Raw genomic sequence first — 15,368 nt, 5'->3', positions numbered from 1 at the left:
GCCGATTTCCGTCAAGGAGTGGCGACCGGCGTCCAGATCACGTCATCGATCCTCGTCGCGCCCGTTGCCAGCATCACCAGCCGATCGAAGCCAAGCGCCGAGCCGCTGGCTTGCGGCATGATGGCGAGGGCGGCGAGAAAATCCTCATCCAGCGGATAGCGCTCGCCATAGACGCGCTCCTTCTCGTCCATCTCGGCGGCAAAGCGCCGGCGCTGCTCGGCCGGATCGGTCAGTTCGCCGAAAGCATTGGCGAGCTCGACGCCGCAGCAATAGAGCTCGAAGCGCTCGGCCACGCGCTGGTCCTCCGCGCTCGGCCGGGCCAAGGCGGCCTCGGAGATCGGATAGCCATAGAGGATTGTGGCCCGCCCCTGCCCCAGCATCGGTTCGACCTTTTCCACCATCACGCGGCTGAACAAATCGGCCCAGTTGTCATCGTCGGCCGTGCGCAGGCCGGCCTTGACCAGAGCATCATGGAGTGCGGCGCGGTCTGTGCCGCCATCGGCAGAAACGGTGGCAAGAAGATCGATGCCGGCGTAACGCGCAAAAGCTTCCGCCACGCTCACGCGTTCCGGTTCGGCGAACGGATCGGCCTCGCGGCCGCGAAAGCGGAAGGTTTTGGCGCCGGCCCGCTCGGCTGCCAGCTTCAGCAGTTCGGCGCAATCGGCCATCAGGCTGTCATAGGTTTCGCCGACCCGATACCATTCCAGCATGGTGAATTCGGGATGGTGCAAGGGGCCGCGCTCGCGGTTGCGCCAGACGGCGCCCAGGCTGAAGATGCGCCGCTCACCGGCGGCCAGCAGCTTCTTGCAGGCGAACTCCGGCGAGGTGTGGAGATAAAGCGGCCGGCGCGCGCCGTCGGCGCCGATCGCCTCGGTGGCGAAGGCTGAGAGATGCGCCTCGTTGCCGGGCGAAATCTGCAATGCCGCCGTCTCGACCTCGATGAAGTCGCGCTCGCCAAACCAGCCGCGCATGGCGGCAGCTATGGCGTTGCGGGCCATCAGCCGCGGCCGGCGGTCGGCGTGAACATCCGGCGTCCACCAGGGCGAAGCGCCAGTCATGGGTTTGCCGGGCAACGGAATTGCTGACAGGGCTGGCGGTTCGGGCCAAGATGCGCTACGGCGACGGCTCTCGCAGCCGATTTGCGCCGAACGATCGTTTCAGGCCAACGAAGTCTAGGATTGAAAACCGTGGTGAAGGTCATCGCCAGTTCGCTCCGTAAAGGCAATGTCGTCGACAAGGACGGCAAGCTTTACGTGATCCTCTTTGCCGAAAACATCCACCCTGGCAAGGGTACGCCGGTCACCCAGCTCGACATGCGCCGCATCTCCGACGGGGTGAAGGTTTCGGAGCGCTACCGCACCACCGAGCAGGTCGAGCGCGCCTATGTCGAGGAGCGCGAGCACACCTTCCTCTACGCCGACGCCGAGGGGTATCACTTCATGAACCCGGAAAGCTACGATCAGGTCGCGGTGCCGGAAAGCGTGGTCGGCGACATGGCGCCCTACCTGCTCGAAGGCATGGCGGTGCAGATTTCGCAGTTCAACGGCATCGCCATAGCCCTGGTGCTGCCGCAGCGCGCTACTTTCGAAGTGGTCGAGACGGAGCCGACGACCAAAGGCCAGACGGCGTCCTCGTCATACAAGCCGGCCGTGCTTTCCAACGGCGTGCGCACGCTGGTGCCGCCGCACATCGCGCCGGGCACCCGCGTGGTGGTGATGACGGCCGATGGCGCTTATGTGGAGCGGGCGAAGGACTGACGCGCGAGCGCCTCCGTCCTGGTTGATCCGTTGCATTGCCTTCTGCGGCCGCTGGCTCGATAGTCCTGCCGATGTGGCAGACCTTTGTGACCTACTGGCCTCTGATCCTTGTGATCATTCCGATGCTGATGGCCGCCATCGGCATCGTCCACGCAATCATGACCAAGGAAGACGTGCGCGCCGCCACCGGCTGGGTCGGCGTGATGATCTTGTCGCCGTTCCTTGGCGCGATCATCTATGCCATTGCCGGCATCAACCGCATCCGACGCGCCACGATCAGCGCCATGCGGCCCGTCGCCGGTGAAGCCGAGACAGCCAAACACGACCACGACATTGCGCTCGAAACACTCATCTCAGCCGAATTCGGCCAGCGCTTTGCCGGCCTGAAGACGCTAGGCGACAGGGTGGCGCGGCGCGCACTGACGTCGGCAAACGCGATCACGATCCTCAGGACCGGCGACGAAGCTTACGCAGCAATGTGCCGGGCGATAGACAGCGCACAGCGCAGCATTCTGCTCGAGACCTACATCTTCGACAATGACGAGATCGGACGACGTTTTGTCGAATCGCTGGCCGGAGCGGTCCGGCGCGGCGTGACGGTTCGCGTGCTGATCGATGCGGTCGGCGTGCGCTATTCCGTGCCCAGCATCCTTGGGACACTCCGGGAAGCCGGCGTCACCGTCGATCTGTTCAACGGCAACATCGTCATGGGCCTGAGACTTCCCTATGCGAATTTGAGGACGCACAGAAAAATCCTGATCGTCGACGGTGTGGTGGCGTTCACGGGAGGCATGAACATCCGCAAGGGATTTTCGGCCGAATTCGCCGGCAGCGCCAGTTCGGCGGATACGCATTTCCAGGTGACGGGGCCGGTCGTGGCCGACCTGTTCGCGGTTGCCGCCGAAGACTGGCGTTTTGCCGGCAACGAGGCCCTCAAGGACGAGGTTTGGCACGTAGAAAAGCCCTCGCCGCCACCCGGTCAGCCGATCCTGGTGCGGGCGGTGGCGTCGGGGCCGGACGCCAGCATCGAAACCAACCACAAATTGCTGACGGGGGCATTTTCCGTCGCCCGCAAATCGATCCGCATCATGTCGCCCTATTTCCTGCCGGACCGGGAATTTGTCAGCGCGCTGGTCACGGCTGCCCGGCGCGGCGTCGAGATCGACATCGTCGTGCCCGCGGTCAACAATCTCTTCCTGGTCGGCCGCGCCATGACGGCGCAGTACGACCAGGTGCTGAAGCACTATTGCCGCGTCTGGCGCCATGAAGGGTCGTTCGACCATTCGAAGCTGTTGTCGGTCGATGGCGTGTGGGCCTATGTAGGCTCCTCCAACCTCGACGCCCGGTCGCTGCGGCTGAATTTCGAAATCGACCTGGAGGTGCTGGATACCGGCTTTGCCGCCGAGATCGAGGGGCGCATCGGAGCGGCAATCGCTTCCGCCAAACCCGTCACACTCGCAACCCTAAGAGCGCGGCCATTTGTCATCCGGGTTTTTGACCGGTTGTTATGGCTGGGATCGCCCTATCTTTAGAATCAGGACAGATTGAACGCAGGCCTATGGACATAAACGGACGCAGCCTTCCTGAAACAGTGCTCCTGTCGATCCGCGGCAGGAAAGCGCGCAAGGCGAACGCGACGCCGCGCAAGCACATTGAAGGCGCCCAGATGGTGGTCGCCTCCTACAACGTCCACAAATGCATCGGCACCGACCGCAGGTTCGACCCCGAACGGACCGCTCGCGTCATCCGCGAGATCGGCCCCGACGTCATCGCGCTGCAGGAGGCCGACAACCGCTTCGGCGATCGCGCCGGGCTGCTCGACCTTGCCCGGATCGAACACGAAACAGGGCTTGTGCCGGTGCCGGTTTCCGGAAGCGGCAAGGGCCATGGCTGGCGCGGCAACGTGCTTTTGTTCAAGCGCGGCACGGTGCGCGACGTCCATCAGATCAAGCTTCCGGGACTGGAGCCCCGCGGCGCGCTGGTTGCCGAGATCGACCTCGACGAAACGCGCACTCTGCGCGTCATCGCCGCGCATCTCGGCCTGTTGCGCCGCTCGCGTTCGGAGCAGGCCCGCGTCGTGCTCGACATCATGAGCAACCAGGATGAAAGGCCGACCTTGCTGCTCGGCGACCTCAACGAATGGCGGCTGGGCAACCGCTCGGCGCTCAAGACGCTGCACGCCACCTTTGGTTTCACGCCGGCGGCGGTGCCGACTTTTCCCTCAGGCCTGCCGGTGCTGGCGCTCGACCGGATCATGGCCAACCGGCACGGCATGGTCTCGTCGGTGGAAGCTCATGATACGCCGCTGTCGCGGGTTGCGTCGGATCATTTGCCGCTGACGGCGTTCGTCAGCCTGTAACTCATCCGTCCCGCAGCCAGACCAGCATCTCACCGGGTTCACGGTTGTCCCAGGCAAAGTACGGGACGGCGGTGATTTTCGTTTCGCTCACCGTCGGCGGATCGGTGCGATAGAGCCCGGTTTCCCAGTTTTCCTGGGCTTCCTTGCTGGCAAGTGCCGAAAGCGTGACGATGCCGCCGAGCAGGTTCGGCTCGGCATGCGCCTCGATTTTTGCCGTTCGCGGCAGAGCGATCCGATGCAACTGGCCGGCATTGTCGGTCTCCTCGACGCAATAGATCAGCGGACCGCGCGCAAGTGCGACGCGGCCGATGTCCTGACGCACCTCCGGATTGGCGAACAGACGGGCGATCGACATTTCGAGATCGAGTTCGACCCGGTCGCCCTGGCGCCACTCGCGCCGGATCGCGGCATAGCCGTCGCTGGTGATGCCGTCCAGATCGACGGCGGCGCCGTTGATCTTGAGCGCCGCCTTGCCGCACCAGGACGGGACGCGCAGGTGCAAGGTGAATGCCACCGGAGCGTCGGCTTCGATCCGGATCGAGACCGCGCCATCCCAGGGATAATTGCTGGTCTGAATCAGACTGACCGCCCGGTTCGATATGTCGAAGCGCGCGGTGCTGTCGCCGTAGAGATGAACGGCCAGCGCGTCGTCCGACAGGCTGTAGAAATAGCTGCCGATGGAGGCGACCATGCGGCCGATATTCGGCGGGCAACAGGGGCAGCGATGCCATTTCCAGCGATTGTGCCTGCCCCGGCTCTCCAGCGGGTTCTCGTAGAAGAACAGCGAGCCGTCGAGCGACAGGCCGGAGATCGAGCCGTTGTAGAGTGCCCGCTCCATCATGTCGGCGTAGCGGGCGTTGGGACCCATGCCGAGCATGCGACTGGCCCAGAACACGAGGCCGACCGAGGCACAGGTCTCGGCATAGGCGGTTTCGTTGGGCAGGTCGTAGTCGCTGGTAAAGCCCTCATTGTGCGCCGATGGCCCGAGGCCGCCGGTGACATAGAGGTTCTTGGTGGTGAGATCGTTCCACAGACGGTCGAGCGCTACCCTGAGCGTGTCGTCGCCATATTCGGTGGCGATGTCGGCCATGCCGGAATAGAGGTACATCGCCCTGACCGCATGGCCGACGACCTTGTCCTGCTCGCGCACCGGCTTGTGCGACTGGTTGTACTCATAAGTCTTGAAATGATAGGCCTTCGGGTCGGCGCCGCGCGCACGCGCCTCCTCGTCGAAATAATGCGGCTGTTGCCCGCGCTGGTCGATGAAATACCTGGCCAGGTCCATGTATTTCTGCTCGCCGGTCGCCCGCGCCAGCTTGACCAGCGCCAGCTCGATCTCCTCATGGCCGCAATAGCCCTTCTTCTTGCCCGGCTCCGGACCGAAGGTGTCGGCGATATGGTCGACGTAGCGGCACATGATATCCAGCAGCTTGCGCTTGCCGGTGGCCTGGTAGTAGGCGACCGCGCCTTCGATCAGATGGCCGGCGCAATAGAGCTCGTGGCAATCGCGCAGATTGGTCCAGCGCTTGCCGGGCTGGATACGCTGGTACCAGCTGGAGAGATAACCGTCTTCCTGCTGCAGTCTGCCGTAGAGGTCGATGACGGCATCGATCTTCTTCTCGAGCGCCGCGTTCTTGCGCCGGTAGAGCGAATAGGCCGCGGTCTCGATGGTCTTGCCCCAATCGGAGTCCCAGAACATCTGCGTCGTCACCGTCGAGCCGGTGAAGCCGGGGCTGGCAGCCTCGTCGGGCGACGGCGAATGGAACGGAATGACGACGCCCGGCGAGGGCCGGTCCGGGTCGATCTGCTCCAGCATGCGCGCCTCGACGCAGCGCTCGTACAGGATGTCGGCGGTGCGCGACGCCACGGCATCGACACGGTCGCCCCAGAAGCCGCGGACATCGACCTGCGGCACCGGCAGCGGGCGGAAGGCGAGTTTGCCGGGCTTGGCGGATGGTTTGGCTGTCATCGTGTCACTCCGTTGGATAGTGGTCATTCACGGCGGGTCATTTCACCGCGCCGGCCATCAGGCCGCGGATGTAGAAGCGCTGCAGCAGCAGGAAGAGCACCAGGCACGGCACCATCATCACGGTGACGCCCGCCTGCACCGCGCCCCAGTCGATGGCGCCGAAGCGACCGGACTGAAGTGCAGTCATCATGATCGGCAGCGTGAATTTGGACTGGTCGGTCATCAGCACCAGGGCGGCCAGGAATTCGTTCCAGGCGCCGAGGAAGGCAAACAGCGCGATGGTGACGATGCCCGGCCAGACCAGCGGCAGCATCACCTTCAGCAGCATGGTGACGTTGTTGGCGCCATCCATGCGCGCGGCCTCCTCGATCTCGCGCGGCACCGCGTCGAAGGCGTTGCGCATCATGAAGATCGAGAACGGCAGTTGCAGCGTGGTGTAGACCAGGACCAGCCCAGTCAGCGTGTTGTGCAGCCCGATCTTGGTCAGCACCAGGAAGATCGGCGTCAGGATCGACTGGAAGGGGATCATGATCGTCGACAGGATGACGATGAAGAGCACATCCTTCATGGGAAAGCGGAAGCGCGAAAAGCCGTAGCCGGCGAGCACGCTGACGATCACCGACAGGATCACCGTCATGGAGGCGACATAGAGGCTGTTTTGCGCCGGCAGCCAGAGGCCGTCGCCAAAGGTGTCGAGCGTGCGGTAGTTCTCGACCGAAAACCCGGTCGTCGGCCACGGCGGCAGCGGCGGCTGGCGCGCCTCCTGCGCCGGCTTGAAGGTCGACAGCACGGCCCAGACGATCGGCGCGATGAACAGCACTGAGGCGATCATGCCGGTCGAATGCTCGGCGATCCTGAGCCAGAGGCGGCTGCTGCGGCTTCTTGCCTGCGCCATCAGTCGATGCCCTCCGGCTTGCGCAGCAGCCAGAGCTGAACCAGGCTGAGCGCCACCAATATGGCCAGCAGGATCATCGACAGCGCCGCGCCATAGCCGAGCTTGAACGAGACGAAGGACTGGTTGAAAATCCAGTAGACGGCGGTCAGCGTCTGGTTGCGCGGGCCGCCGCGCAGGATGATGTAGAACTGGTCGAAGGCGAGGATCGAGCCGGCGATCGACAGGATCAGCGCCAGCGCCAGCGTGCGGCGCATCAGCGGCAGGGTGATGGCGCGAAAGCGTGCGAACGGCCCTGCCCCGTCGATCATCGCGGCTTCCTGCAGATCGGTCGGGATCGACTGCAGGCCGGTCATCAGGATGATCATGGTGAAGCCCGCCACCTTCCAGACGACCATGGCGATGATCGACCAGAAGGCCGGCTGGAAGGTCGCCAGAAGGTTGAACTTTTTCGCGGTCAGGCCGAAATCGTAGGCGGCCGGGCTGAACAGGCCGGAATCGACATTGAGCAGCCACGACCACAGCAGGCTGGCCGAGGCGAAGCCGACGACCGCCGGCATGAAGAAGGACGTGCGGTAAAAGCCGGTCAGCCGCCTGGGCTTTTCGATGAACAGCGCCAGAGGAAAGGCGACGGCGAAGATCACGATGGTGACGATCACGGTGTAGTAGGCGGTGAAGCTCAGCGCGTTCCAAAAACGGTTGTCGCGCAGGATCGCCCGGTAATTGTCGAAGCCGATGTAAAAATGCTCGCCCATCAGCGGCCAGTTGTGCAGCGACATCCACGCGGTCATGCCGAGCGGAATGATGAAGAACACGACGACCAGCGCCACGGCCGGCGCGACATAGAGCAGGCCGATCCACTGCCGGCGGCCAACGCCGACCAGTTTTCTGGCGCGTGGCGGGGTGGTGATGGTGGTCATACGTGGGCTCCGGGTGCGGTGATCCCCCTCCCCCTCGAGGGGAGGGTCCGGCCGCAGGCCGGGGGTGGGGTCCTCCGCGCAGTGCGCCGACGAAAAAGAACGTCGAGCACTGCCGGAACGACCCCACCCGGACCTGCGGTCCGACCTCCCCTCGAGGGGGAGGTAGGGGCGGCGCCGCTTACTTTTGCGGCGCCTGGTCGATGATCGACTGCATGGTCTCTTGGGCATTGGCGATCGCGCCATCGACGTCGTCGCCGAAGACGACCTCGTTGATCATCTGCGTCCACGGACCGTTGGCCGAGTTGATCAGGTCGTTGAACACCACGGAATAGGGCGTGCGGCCCTTGGCCATGGCTTCGGCGGCGATCTGGTAGCGCGGATCGAGATCTTTCAGCGCCTCCTTGGCGATGTCGCCGCGCACCGGCAGGCTGCCGTATTTGGCCAGGATGGTCTGGCCTTCGAGCGAATAGGCGAAGTCGAGAAACTCCTTCACCACGGCGAGCTTCTTGGTGCCCTTGGTGACGACGAAATTGTCGCCGCCGGCAAACGAAGACCAGCCGCTGTCCTTGCCCGGCAGAAAGGTGACGCCATAATCGATGTCCGGATACTGCGTGTTGAGCGCGCCGATGGCGAAGGCGCCGGACGGCGAAATGCCGATATTGCCGGTGGCGAAGGCGGCAAAGAAGTTGGCGCCGGTGTCGGTCTGCGCGCCGGCCGGCACCAGGTCCTTCTTGACCATCGAGCGGTAGAGGTCGATGGCGCCGCGCAGCTGCGGGCTGTCGAGCGTCGCCTTCGAGCCGTCCTCGGAGAGGATGTCGCCGCCCGAGGCCCAGATCAGCGGCGTGAAGGTGAAGATGTTGCAGCCGCCGCAATTGCCGGAGAAGTAGAAGCCCTTGATGTCGCCACCGAGCGCGTTGACCTTTTCGGCATCGGCCTCGATCTCGGCCCAGTTGGCCGGCCCCTTGTCGGGATCGAGCCCCGCCTGCTTGAACAGTTTCTTGTTCCAGATCAGCACCGAGGCGTCGGCCGAGAACGGCAGCCCGTAAATGTGGTCCTTGTAGGTGCCGGTCTTGACGTGCGCCGGCGACAGGCTGGCGAAATAAGGCAGCGATTTCGCCCAGTCGGTGATGTCTTCGAGCTGGCCGGCGGCGGCAAAGGACGGCGTGTAGATCAGGTCGAGCGACAGCGCGTCGGGCGCCGTGCCGCCGGCGGCGGCGGCGCCATATTTCGGGATGATCTCGGCATTTGGAATGATGTCCAGCTTGACCTGGTTCTCATGGCCCTTGTTGAAGGCATCGACGATGCGCGGCATGAAGTTCGAGCCGTCGGCGCGAACCCAGATGTTGGCGGTGTCGGCGGCCATTGCAGGCAAGGCAATGATGCTCGCGGCGAGCGCGAACCCGGTAATCATGGTCTTCATGGTTTTCCTCCTCATGGTTTTTCTCCTCCTCCCTGTTGCGGCGCTCTTGGATCGCGCCGCGCGTTCTCCTAGCCGTCCGGCGGACGGCCGCAGGACTGACGCACCACCAGCCGGCACGGCAGTTTTCGAATGCCCGGCGCGGCGGGTTGGCCGCCGACGAGCGAAAGCAGAGTGAGGCCGGCCTCGCGGCCGAGCGCCGCCAGGTTCATGTCGACCGAGGTCAGCGGCGGGCGGGTTGCCTCGGCCACGATCTCCCAATTGTCGAAGCCGATGACGCCGACATCGCCAGGCACGTCTAAGCCGCGCTCGCGCAGCGCATCGATGACGCCGCGCGCGATCTGGTCGTTGCCGCAAAACACGGCGTCGGGTTTCTCTCCCTTCTTGTTGAAGAGCGTTGGGCCGTCGAACAGCTTTCCGACGGCTTCATGCCCCCAGGCTTCCGACCACGAGCCGAGCAAGGGCTCGGTCACCGGCAGGCCGTGCGCGGCCAGCACATCGCGAAAAGCCTGCGCCCGCTCATTCACCACGGCAAAACTGGCGGGACCGCTGACATGGGCGATGCGCCGCCGCCCGAGGCGGCAAAAATGCTCGACCGCCAGCCGCGCGCCGCCGGCATCGTCGGAGACGAAGGCGATGGCATCGGGATCGGGCTGGCTGAACGCGTAGATAACGGGCACGCCGAGATTGGCGAGGTCGACCGGCAGATGGCGGTCGATGCGCTTGCCGCTGGCGATGATGCCGTCGATGCGCTTGTCCAGCATCGCCTCGACATGCAGCTGCGCCAGCCGCGGGTCGTCCTCGACATTGCACATGAACACCGAAACGCCGGCATCGACCAGCGCATCCGAAATGCCCGACATGACCGGCAGCGAAAAGCGGCCATAGGTGTCATTGGTCAACAGGCCGACGGTAAAGGAGCGCCGCCGCAGCAGGCTCTGCGCCAGGCTGTTGGGCCGAAAGCCAAGCCGCTGCGCCGTCTCGCGAATGCGCTGCCGCGTCTCGGCGGTCATCCGCCCCTGCCCGTTCAGTGCTTTTGACGCCGTCGCCACGCTGACGCCAGCCATCGCCGCGACCTGACGGAGGGTGACGGGTTGCTTGGCGGGTGTTGGCGAGGTGTCGGATGCCATGGTGCGGGTGTCGGTCCTCGATTTGGGAAAAGGTTTTCTCTTACAAGGCTGCGGTGTGTCGCGGTGGGGGATCGGCGGATGTTGCGGGGTTTGGGAAAAGGTTTTCTCAAAGGGAGATTAGGATGAGAATTTGGGAATGGCAAGGGGGTTGGGTGAGTGGGCGACGCGATCGACGAGGTTGTTCGACATGACCGATTTGCGCCAGAAAGCGGTTGCCATGAGCAGATATTCTGATGTCGCCGTTTGGGCCGAAAGCGGACCGTCAGCTTTGGCATGGTTGGGCCAAAGCTGACGTTCGGATTGTCAGACGTCACAACTGGCGGCGCGGTTTTAACAGCAATAAAACACAATCCTGCACCCACGCCGAGGACCAAGGCGCGCTGCAGAGCGATAAGCCATATTCTTCCGGTCTATCTATCCCGAAACCATTGGGGAAGTCTGTCATCGAGTGCGAGGTCCAACTCAACTCTGGTGCCATCTTCAGTTTGGGCCCCGAGCGTGAATCCGCCCATTGCGTATAGCGTTATCTTCGCTTCACGTCTGAGCCACCGGGCTGGTTCAACGCTAGGATTGAAGGTCGGGTGAAGGTAGAAACGCACGATCCCATCGGGCAAGACATAATTTGCACCACGAGTGATCGCTATATATAGCGCAAGAAACTCAGGATTGTTCGAACTTTCCCACGATCGAAGGGAAAGAGTATAGCCGTTGTCAGAGGGACTCCCTCCAAATTTGCCCTTCAGTGGATCTGACGACAACAGCACATAGGTTGCATTTTCACTGAACGATCTCGATTCCAAAACCTCGTTGTTGGCAGTTTGCATTTGCTGAGCGATCAGCGACACTGGAGATTTCAGGGCAACAGCCAACTCCTGCAAGAGCTCCTTTGCACCAGATTGTTCAACTCCGAGCCTAAGCGCGCTGGCGGCCAGTTGCAGGGTTGGGGCAGAGAACCGCGAAAGATCGATATTGGGGAGTTCGTATGACTTAGGCGTTCTGTCAACGGAAGGTGTCTCAGACCTCAGCCCATTGCTATAGGTTCGTAAATTGTTGGCAAAGGTCTGAACGATGCTTTCAATGCTGTCGATGATCGGCATTATTTGAGACTGGCCCTCCGCATTGCCTTTGCGGCGCCAAACCAACCAAGGCAACGACCCCACGTTCGCTTGAGAAGCGGCTAAAAGCTCTCTCGACAGATTGACTTCAGAGATATGGGTTGCGCTCCAAGCCGTTGCCCACCGCCAGCATCGTTCAAGCATGGGCGGAAACGAAAGGTCACTGAACGGATTCGTGTGCCCGAGCCCGCTTTCTCCCAAAGCTAACCGCCATCTGACGCAGTCAACATCGGCGGAAAATTCAAAGTCTTTCAGCACTTCAAGAAGATTCTCGACTTTGGAGACGACGTCTTCGGCCAGGGTAAAGCGTTCTGAGCTCCTATCATTCGGCTGCAACACAACGGGGCCGAGCAATGCCGCCGTGGCGTACAGGAAGAAATAAGGGTCTCGACCTTCTGATATTAACCTAAGAAGTTCCGGTTCAATCGTATTACTACCTTTAGCCAAGCATGACAGCAAAGTTACGGCAAGACGGATTGACAATTCGACAGCGTGCACGTTTTCTTCTATGCCGACGGAAAATATTCGAGTTGACGCCGGATCGATTCCATCTCTAGACCTGAACTGGAACTCGTTCCTTGTTTTTTCTGGACGAGATGCACGAATTGCTTTCATCATGGCTACTGTTGTGCGGGCAGCATTCAGATATATAGTCTGTTCGACTGAGATACGATCGACAGTTTTATAACTGAGCTTGTATGCTCCTTGCTGAGCGCTGACAAATAGGCAAAGGTAGGAGCCCAAAACGATGGGATCCCCTATTCTTAGGTCTTTTCCGATTTCTTGGGTACTCGGTCTTAGCTTGAAATCCTTGCGAAAGCTCACAGATGGAGCCGAGTTCGAAGCGCCCGCAATGGCGATCACCAGGTTGGCTCCGCGTTCCAAAGCGTGCTCGATGGCATTGCTGACCTGTTCCGCCTCCGCGCGGTCGGCTGTACCGTCGTAGACGACTGACAGTGGGTTTCTTCGCGATACGCGAACGACCTGTTCAGTAAGCCTTCCCGCTGAATTGTAGCGCACCGTATAGATACCTTCGGGGAACGGGCGATCAATGGAGTTGAAGCCTTGGGCAACTTCGTTGAATGGTCCATGAGTTATTGAGATTGCTACACCCTTAGGCGCGATGACTTTAAGAATTCCTTCCGAGCTATGTCCATCAGACGTCGACATCAGTAGCTCCCGGTCCAATATGGTTGAATGCCTTTAACAACGTGCCGTCAGCGAGCTCAATGGAGTAGCTGCCGATGGGCAGATCGAAATGATGCGCTCCGTCCGTAACCAACTCGGTTGCAACGAGTTCGGTGATTTCGTTCCTCACCTGAAATTCGGTGCCGATTGGCACGGTGATGAACGTGACATTCAAGGTAAGGGAGCCCGTCAACGGAGGTCCTTGGACCAGCACCATTGCCGGCGGTCGCGGCCGCTCCAGAAAATCCGGAAACTGCTCCAATGGCGGTTTCACCAAGTCGGCAATACCGACCGTCACGAATTCTTCCAGGTCTTTCAGGGTCAATCGGCCGTTCACACGATGCTCTCTGAGGCCACCAATCAATAGTTTCGAAAATGCGCCTCGGGTTGGATCGGCACTTGGAACCTCATAGGCTACTTGCTCGTCCTGCGCTGCTCGTCCAATTCCGAGTCTGGCAAACCGTTGAGAATTGTTCACCCTATCATAAGGAGCAGGTGGCTTTCCTACCTTCAGTGGCAATGGGTTCCGGCAACAATCGAAGAACAGGACCAACTCGGGAGGGCCGACAAGCTGAAGATATCGTCGGAGGTCGTCGCAGCCTATCAACCCCAGCGCTAACATGCTGTTTGCAGAGAAATCGCCTGCCATAAAACAGTTTTGTGGTTCCTCTGTTGCAAACTCCAGTCTGGTCTGCCCGCCATGGCCCGCAAAGAATACGTATAGTCTTTGAGCTCCTGACTTTACTGCTTCTTCAGTGATGGCTGGAATGGAACGAATAATCTCTATGTATCCAGGCGCCTTACTGAAGTCCGGCCCAACCGTCGGCCATAGCGTCGGATTGTTCATAAACGTTACTAGATTCGGTCCTGGATTCTCCGGAGCCGGATAGGTCCAGAAGAACATATTTTGAGGAGCAATATTGCCTCCTGCCGGATCGAGTGCCCAATCTGCAAAGTCGGCGGCATCAGCAACCGCCCCATATAACTTGGTGAGTTTGGCATCTTCTGGATATTCATTTATCCCAATCACAAGAGCCCATGCTGCCATCAGACTGTCCTATCCCAAATAGGTGGCCACGCTAGCAAGTGTTTTAGGATCGTCATCAAAAGCCCCGTGTGCATGAGACAAGCAATTTAGTCCCGCGCCGGCGTTGGATTCGGATAGGATTACGCGGTTTGGCTCCGCATTGAGGAATGCCCGCACTTTCTCCAGGGCAGCGATCTCTTTTTGATCGGATAACTTCGGGGGCTCTTGGCCAACAAACCTGTCCATGCCCAAAAGTGCGGCATCGAACGCACCGTCTTCGCCTTCGCTTTCGAAAAGCCCTGAAACTAGATAGAGAAGCGACGAGGGATACAGGAACCCATATCCTTTGCCGAGTAGCACGTCGGCTCTCTCAAGTTTATCCGACATGATGAACATCCGGAAATTGCGAATGGCATCGGGCGCGCTCGACAGAAAGTCGGCGAACCTCTTGATCCGAATCGCGGGGGCAAGCAACACCAAGTCCGCTGGAGGAACACCAGGCGCATTGCGAGCTGAAAGGAATTCCGTCGCCCAAATTGACCCGGCACTATGCCCGACGACAAGCAACTGGAGATCTTTGACGCCGGACAGGGCGCTTATCAAGCGAGGACCCACGGAGCCAGGATTAAAATGATCGCGGGCGTCCTTCACCATCATTCCCCAGACGATGGAGCCAATCAGGTCACCGTAGAATTCGCGAACCATCTCCTCGGCTATGGTGGCATGAACACCGTGATCCCGTCCCTTCCTCATTCGGGAGATAACCCTAATGGCGATCCTAACACCGTGTTTGGCAACGCTGATTAAACTGCCACCGATAAGGAGGGCTCGCGGCCTTCCGGTCACCTGATCACGGTCTTCCCACTCACTTTGGATTTCGGTGTTGACTTTGCTGAACGTTTTCTCCCCTTGGACCGCATCCGCGACGTGATTTCCTCTGGAGACGTCCAGGGTTTTCCGAGCAATGTACGTGTCGATATTGGCACAGACCTTCTGCAAATCAGGATCAAGTTCGATTCGTTTTCCTAGTTCCATTTCCACGTCATCATCGGAGACGTTACCAAGCGCAGCGGCCCGGCTTGATGCGATACCTGGAACGCTAGGCTTTTCCTCCAAATCTGCGAAAGGATGATCCGATCGGGATTGGAGCGCAGCCTCCACCTCGTCGTCGGTCATCGGGTTGACGATGGCGCCGCCGCGTCCTACCGGGGTTAGTCCGCCAAGCTTCTCCGATATGTAGGGCATCAGCTTTTTAAAGAGCGCGCGGTACAGCCGGTCGTTCTCGAAAAGGTCGAGCCAGTTGGCACGCAGTGTCTCTGCGACCCCAGTTCTCCAGATGACATAGACTTGCTCCCAATCATCGGGAGGGTTTAAGCCTCCGGCTGCGGAAAGGCGCGTCGCCATTTCCTCGGCGCTTTTCTGATCGACGAGTCCTCCATGTAAATAGAGGAGTAATTTACGGGATCCGTGTTCCAGGCGCTTCTCAAGATTGGCAAGCGACTCCAAGTCTTGGGAATCAAGCTTTCCATCAGATGTACGGAGTATAGTCGTCGCCATTTCTCCCCCCATGCAACGAGTTAGCAATATGCACAGA

Annotated in this window: 12 protein-coding genes; 3 read left to right on the top strand and 9 right to left on the bottom strand. The window is 60.8% G+C overall.

Going from position 1 to position 15,368, the window contains the following annotated elements:
- Positions 1 to 11: 11 nt before the first annotated feature.
- On the bottom strand, positions 12 to 1,058 hold the full coding sequence (gene epmA, locus NKI05_RS15310; protein WP_023700603.1) for an EF-P lysine aminoacylase EpmA: 1,047 nt from the start codon (positions 1,056 to 1,058) through the stop codon (positions 12 to 14).
- A gap of 129 nt (positions 1,059 to 1,187) precedes the next feature.
- On the opposite strand from epmA, the gene efp reads away from it, so the two are divergent.
- The 3 genes from efp to NKI05_RS15295 all read left to right on the top strand — a co-directional run bounded on the left by efp (position 1,188) and on the right by NKI05_RS15295 (position 4,116).
- Positions 1,188 to 1,757, top strand: a complete 570-nt coding sequence (gene efp / locus NKI05_RS15305) for an elongation factor P (RefSeq protein WP_023682947.1) — start codon at positions 1,188 to 1,190, stop codon at positions 1,755 to 1,757.
- A 71-nt stretch (positions 1,758 to 1,828) separates the two neighbouring features.
- A complete protein-coding gene (locus NKI05_RS15300; RefSeq protein ID WP_023816275.1) occupies positions 1,829 to 3,289 on the top strand; it encodes a phospholipase D-like domain-containing protein in 1,461 nt (486 codons plus the stop codon).
- A 26-nt stretch (positions 3,290 to 3,315) separates the two neighbouring features.
- Positions 3,316 to 4,116 (top strand): endonuclease/exonuclease/phosphatase family protein, encoded by an 801-nt coding sequence (locus tag NKI05_RS15295; RefSeq protein ID WP_023671569.1) that lies wholly within the window; start codon positions 3,316 to 3,318, stop codon positions 4,114 to 4,116.
- Between the two features lies 1 nt (position 4,117).
- Here NKI05_RS15295 and NKI05_RS15290 read toward each other — a convergent pair whose 3' ends face one another.
- The 8 genes from NKI05_RS15290 to NKI05_RS15255 form a co-directional block, all read right to left on the bottom strand.
- Entirely contained in the window at positions 4,118 to 6,085 is a 1,968-nt protein-coding gene (locus NKI05_RS15290) for a glycoside hydrolase family 127 protein (RefSeq protein ID WP_023816276.1), read from the bottom strand.
- A gap of 37 nt (positions 6,086 to 6,122) precedes the next feature.
- On the bottom strand, positions 6,123 to 6,980 hold the full coding sequence (locus NKI05_RS15285) for a carbohydrate ABC transporter permease (protein WP_023816277.1): 858 nt from the start codon (positions 6,978 to 6,980) through the stop codon (positions 6,123 to 6,125).
- Positions 6,980 to 7,897, bottom strand: a complete 918-nt coding sequence (locus tag NKI05_RS15280; protein WP_023816278.1) for a carbohydrate ABC transporter permease — start codon at positions 7,895 to 7,897, stop codon at positions 6,980 to 6,982. Before NKI05_RS15280 ends, NKI05_RS15285 begins: the two co-directional genes overlap by 1 nt.
- Before the next feature lie 178 nt (positions 7,898 to 8,075).
- Positions 8,076 to 9,317: an ABC transporter substrate-binding protein gene (locus NKI05_RS15275; RefSeq protein WP_352537609.1), complete on the bottom strand. Its 1,242-nt coding sequence runs from the start codon at positions 9,315 to 9,317 to the stop codon at positions 8,076 to 8,078.
- A 68-nt stretch (positions 9,318 to 9,385) separates the two neighbouring features.
- Entirely contained in the window at positions 9,386 to 10,444 is a 1,059-nt protein-coding gene (locus tag NKI05_RS15270) for a LacI family DNA-binding transcriptional regulator (RefSeq protein ID WP_023816280.1), read from the bottom strand.
- Between the two features lie 410 nt (positions 10,445 to 10,854).
- Positions 10,855 to 12,729 (bottom strand): pYEATS domain-containing protein, encoded by a 1,875-nt coding sequence (locus tag NKI05_RS15265; protein ID WP_155929743.1) that lies wholly within the window; start codon positions 12,727 to 12,729, stop codon positions 10,855 to 10,857.
- Entirely contained in the window at positions 12,716 to 13,795 is a 1,080-nt protein-coding gene (locus NKI05_RS15260) for a caspase family protein (protein WP_081727432.1), read from the bottom strand. The genes NKI05_RS15265 and NKI05_RS15260 overlap by 14 nt, the downstream gene beginning before the upstream one ends.
- A gap of 9 nt (positions 13,796 to 13,804) precedes the next feature.
- Entirely contained in the window at positions 13,805 to 15,331 is a 1,527-nt protein-coding gene (locus NKI05_RS15255) for a hypothetical protein (protein WP_023736384.1), read from the bottom strand.
- Positions 15,332 to 15,368: the final 37 nt, after the last annotated feature.

The sequence above is a fragment of the Mesorhizobium sp. M0771 genome, from assembly GCF_040320155.1.
Classification (GTDB): domain Bacteria; phylum Pseudomonadota; class Alphaproteobacteria; order Rhizobiales; family Rhizobiaceae; genus Mesorhizobium.
Note: the sequence above shows the minus strand (reverse complement) of the source record. Positions and strands in the feature narration are given on the sequence as shown.

What these genes read in the sequence shown, in the direction of transcription:
- NKI05_RS15285 (WP_023816277.1), bottom strand. Translation starts at nt 6,980, where the DNA reads ATGGCGCAGGCAAGAAGCCGCAGCAGCCGCCTCTGGCTCAGGATCGCC.
- NKI05_RS15270 (WP_023816280.1), bottom strand. Translation starts at nt 10,444, where the DNA reads ATGGCATCCGACACCTCGCCAACACCCGCCAAGCAACCCGTCACCCTC.
- NKI05_RS15260 (WP_081727432.1), bottom strand. Translation starts at nt 13,795, where the DNA reads ATGGCAGCATGGGCTCTTGTGATTGGGATAAATGAATATCCAGAAGAT.
- NKI05_RS15255 (WP_023736384.1), bottom strand. Translation starts at nt 15,331, where the DNA reads ATGGCGACGACTATACTCCGTACATCTGATGGAAAGCTTGATTCCCAA.
- NKI05_RS15280 (WP_023816278.1), bottom strand. Translation starts at nt 7,897, where the DNA reads ATGACCACCATCACCACCCCGCCACGCGCCAGAAAACTGGTCGGCGTT.
- NKI05_RS15290 (WP_023816276.1), bottom strand. Translation starts at nt 6,085, where the DNA reads ATGACAGCCAAACCATCCGCCAAGCCCGGCAAACTCGCCTTCCGCCCG.
- NKI05_RS15275 (WP_352537609.1), bottom strand. Translation starts at nt 9,317, where the DNA reads ATGAAGACCATGATTACCGGGTTCGCGCTCGCCGCGAGCATCATTGCC.
- NKI05_RS15265 (WP_155929743.1), bottom strand. Translation starts at nt 12,729, where the DNA reads ATGTCGACGTCTGATGGACATAGCTCGGAAGGAATTCTTAAAGTCATC.
- epmA (WP_023700603.1), bottom strand. Translation starts at nt 1,058, where the DNA reads ATGACTGGCGCTTCGCCCTGGTGGACGCCGGATGTTCACGCCGACCGC.
- NKI05_RS15300 (WP_023816275.1), top strand. Translation starts at nt 1,829, where the DNA reads ATGTGGCAGACCTTTGTGACCTACTGGCCTCTGATCCTTGTGATCATT.
- NKI05_RS15295 (WP_023671569.1), top strand. Translation starts at nt 3,316, where the DNA reads ATGGACATAAACGGACGCAGCCTTCCTGAAACAGTGCTCCTGTCGATC.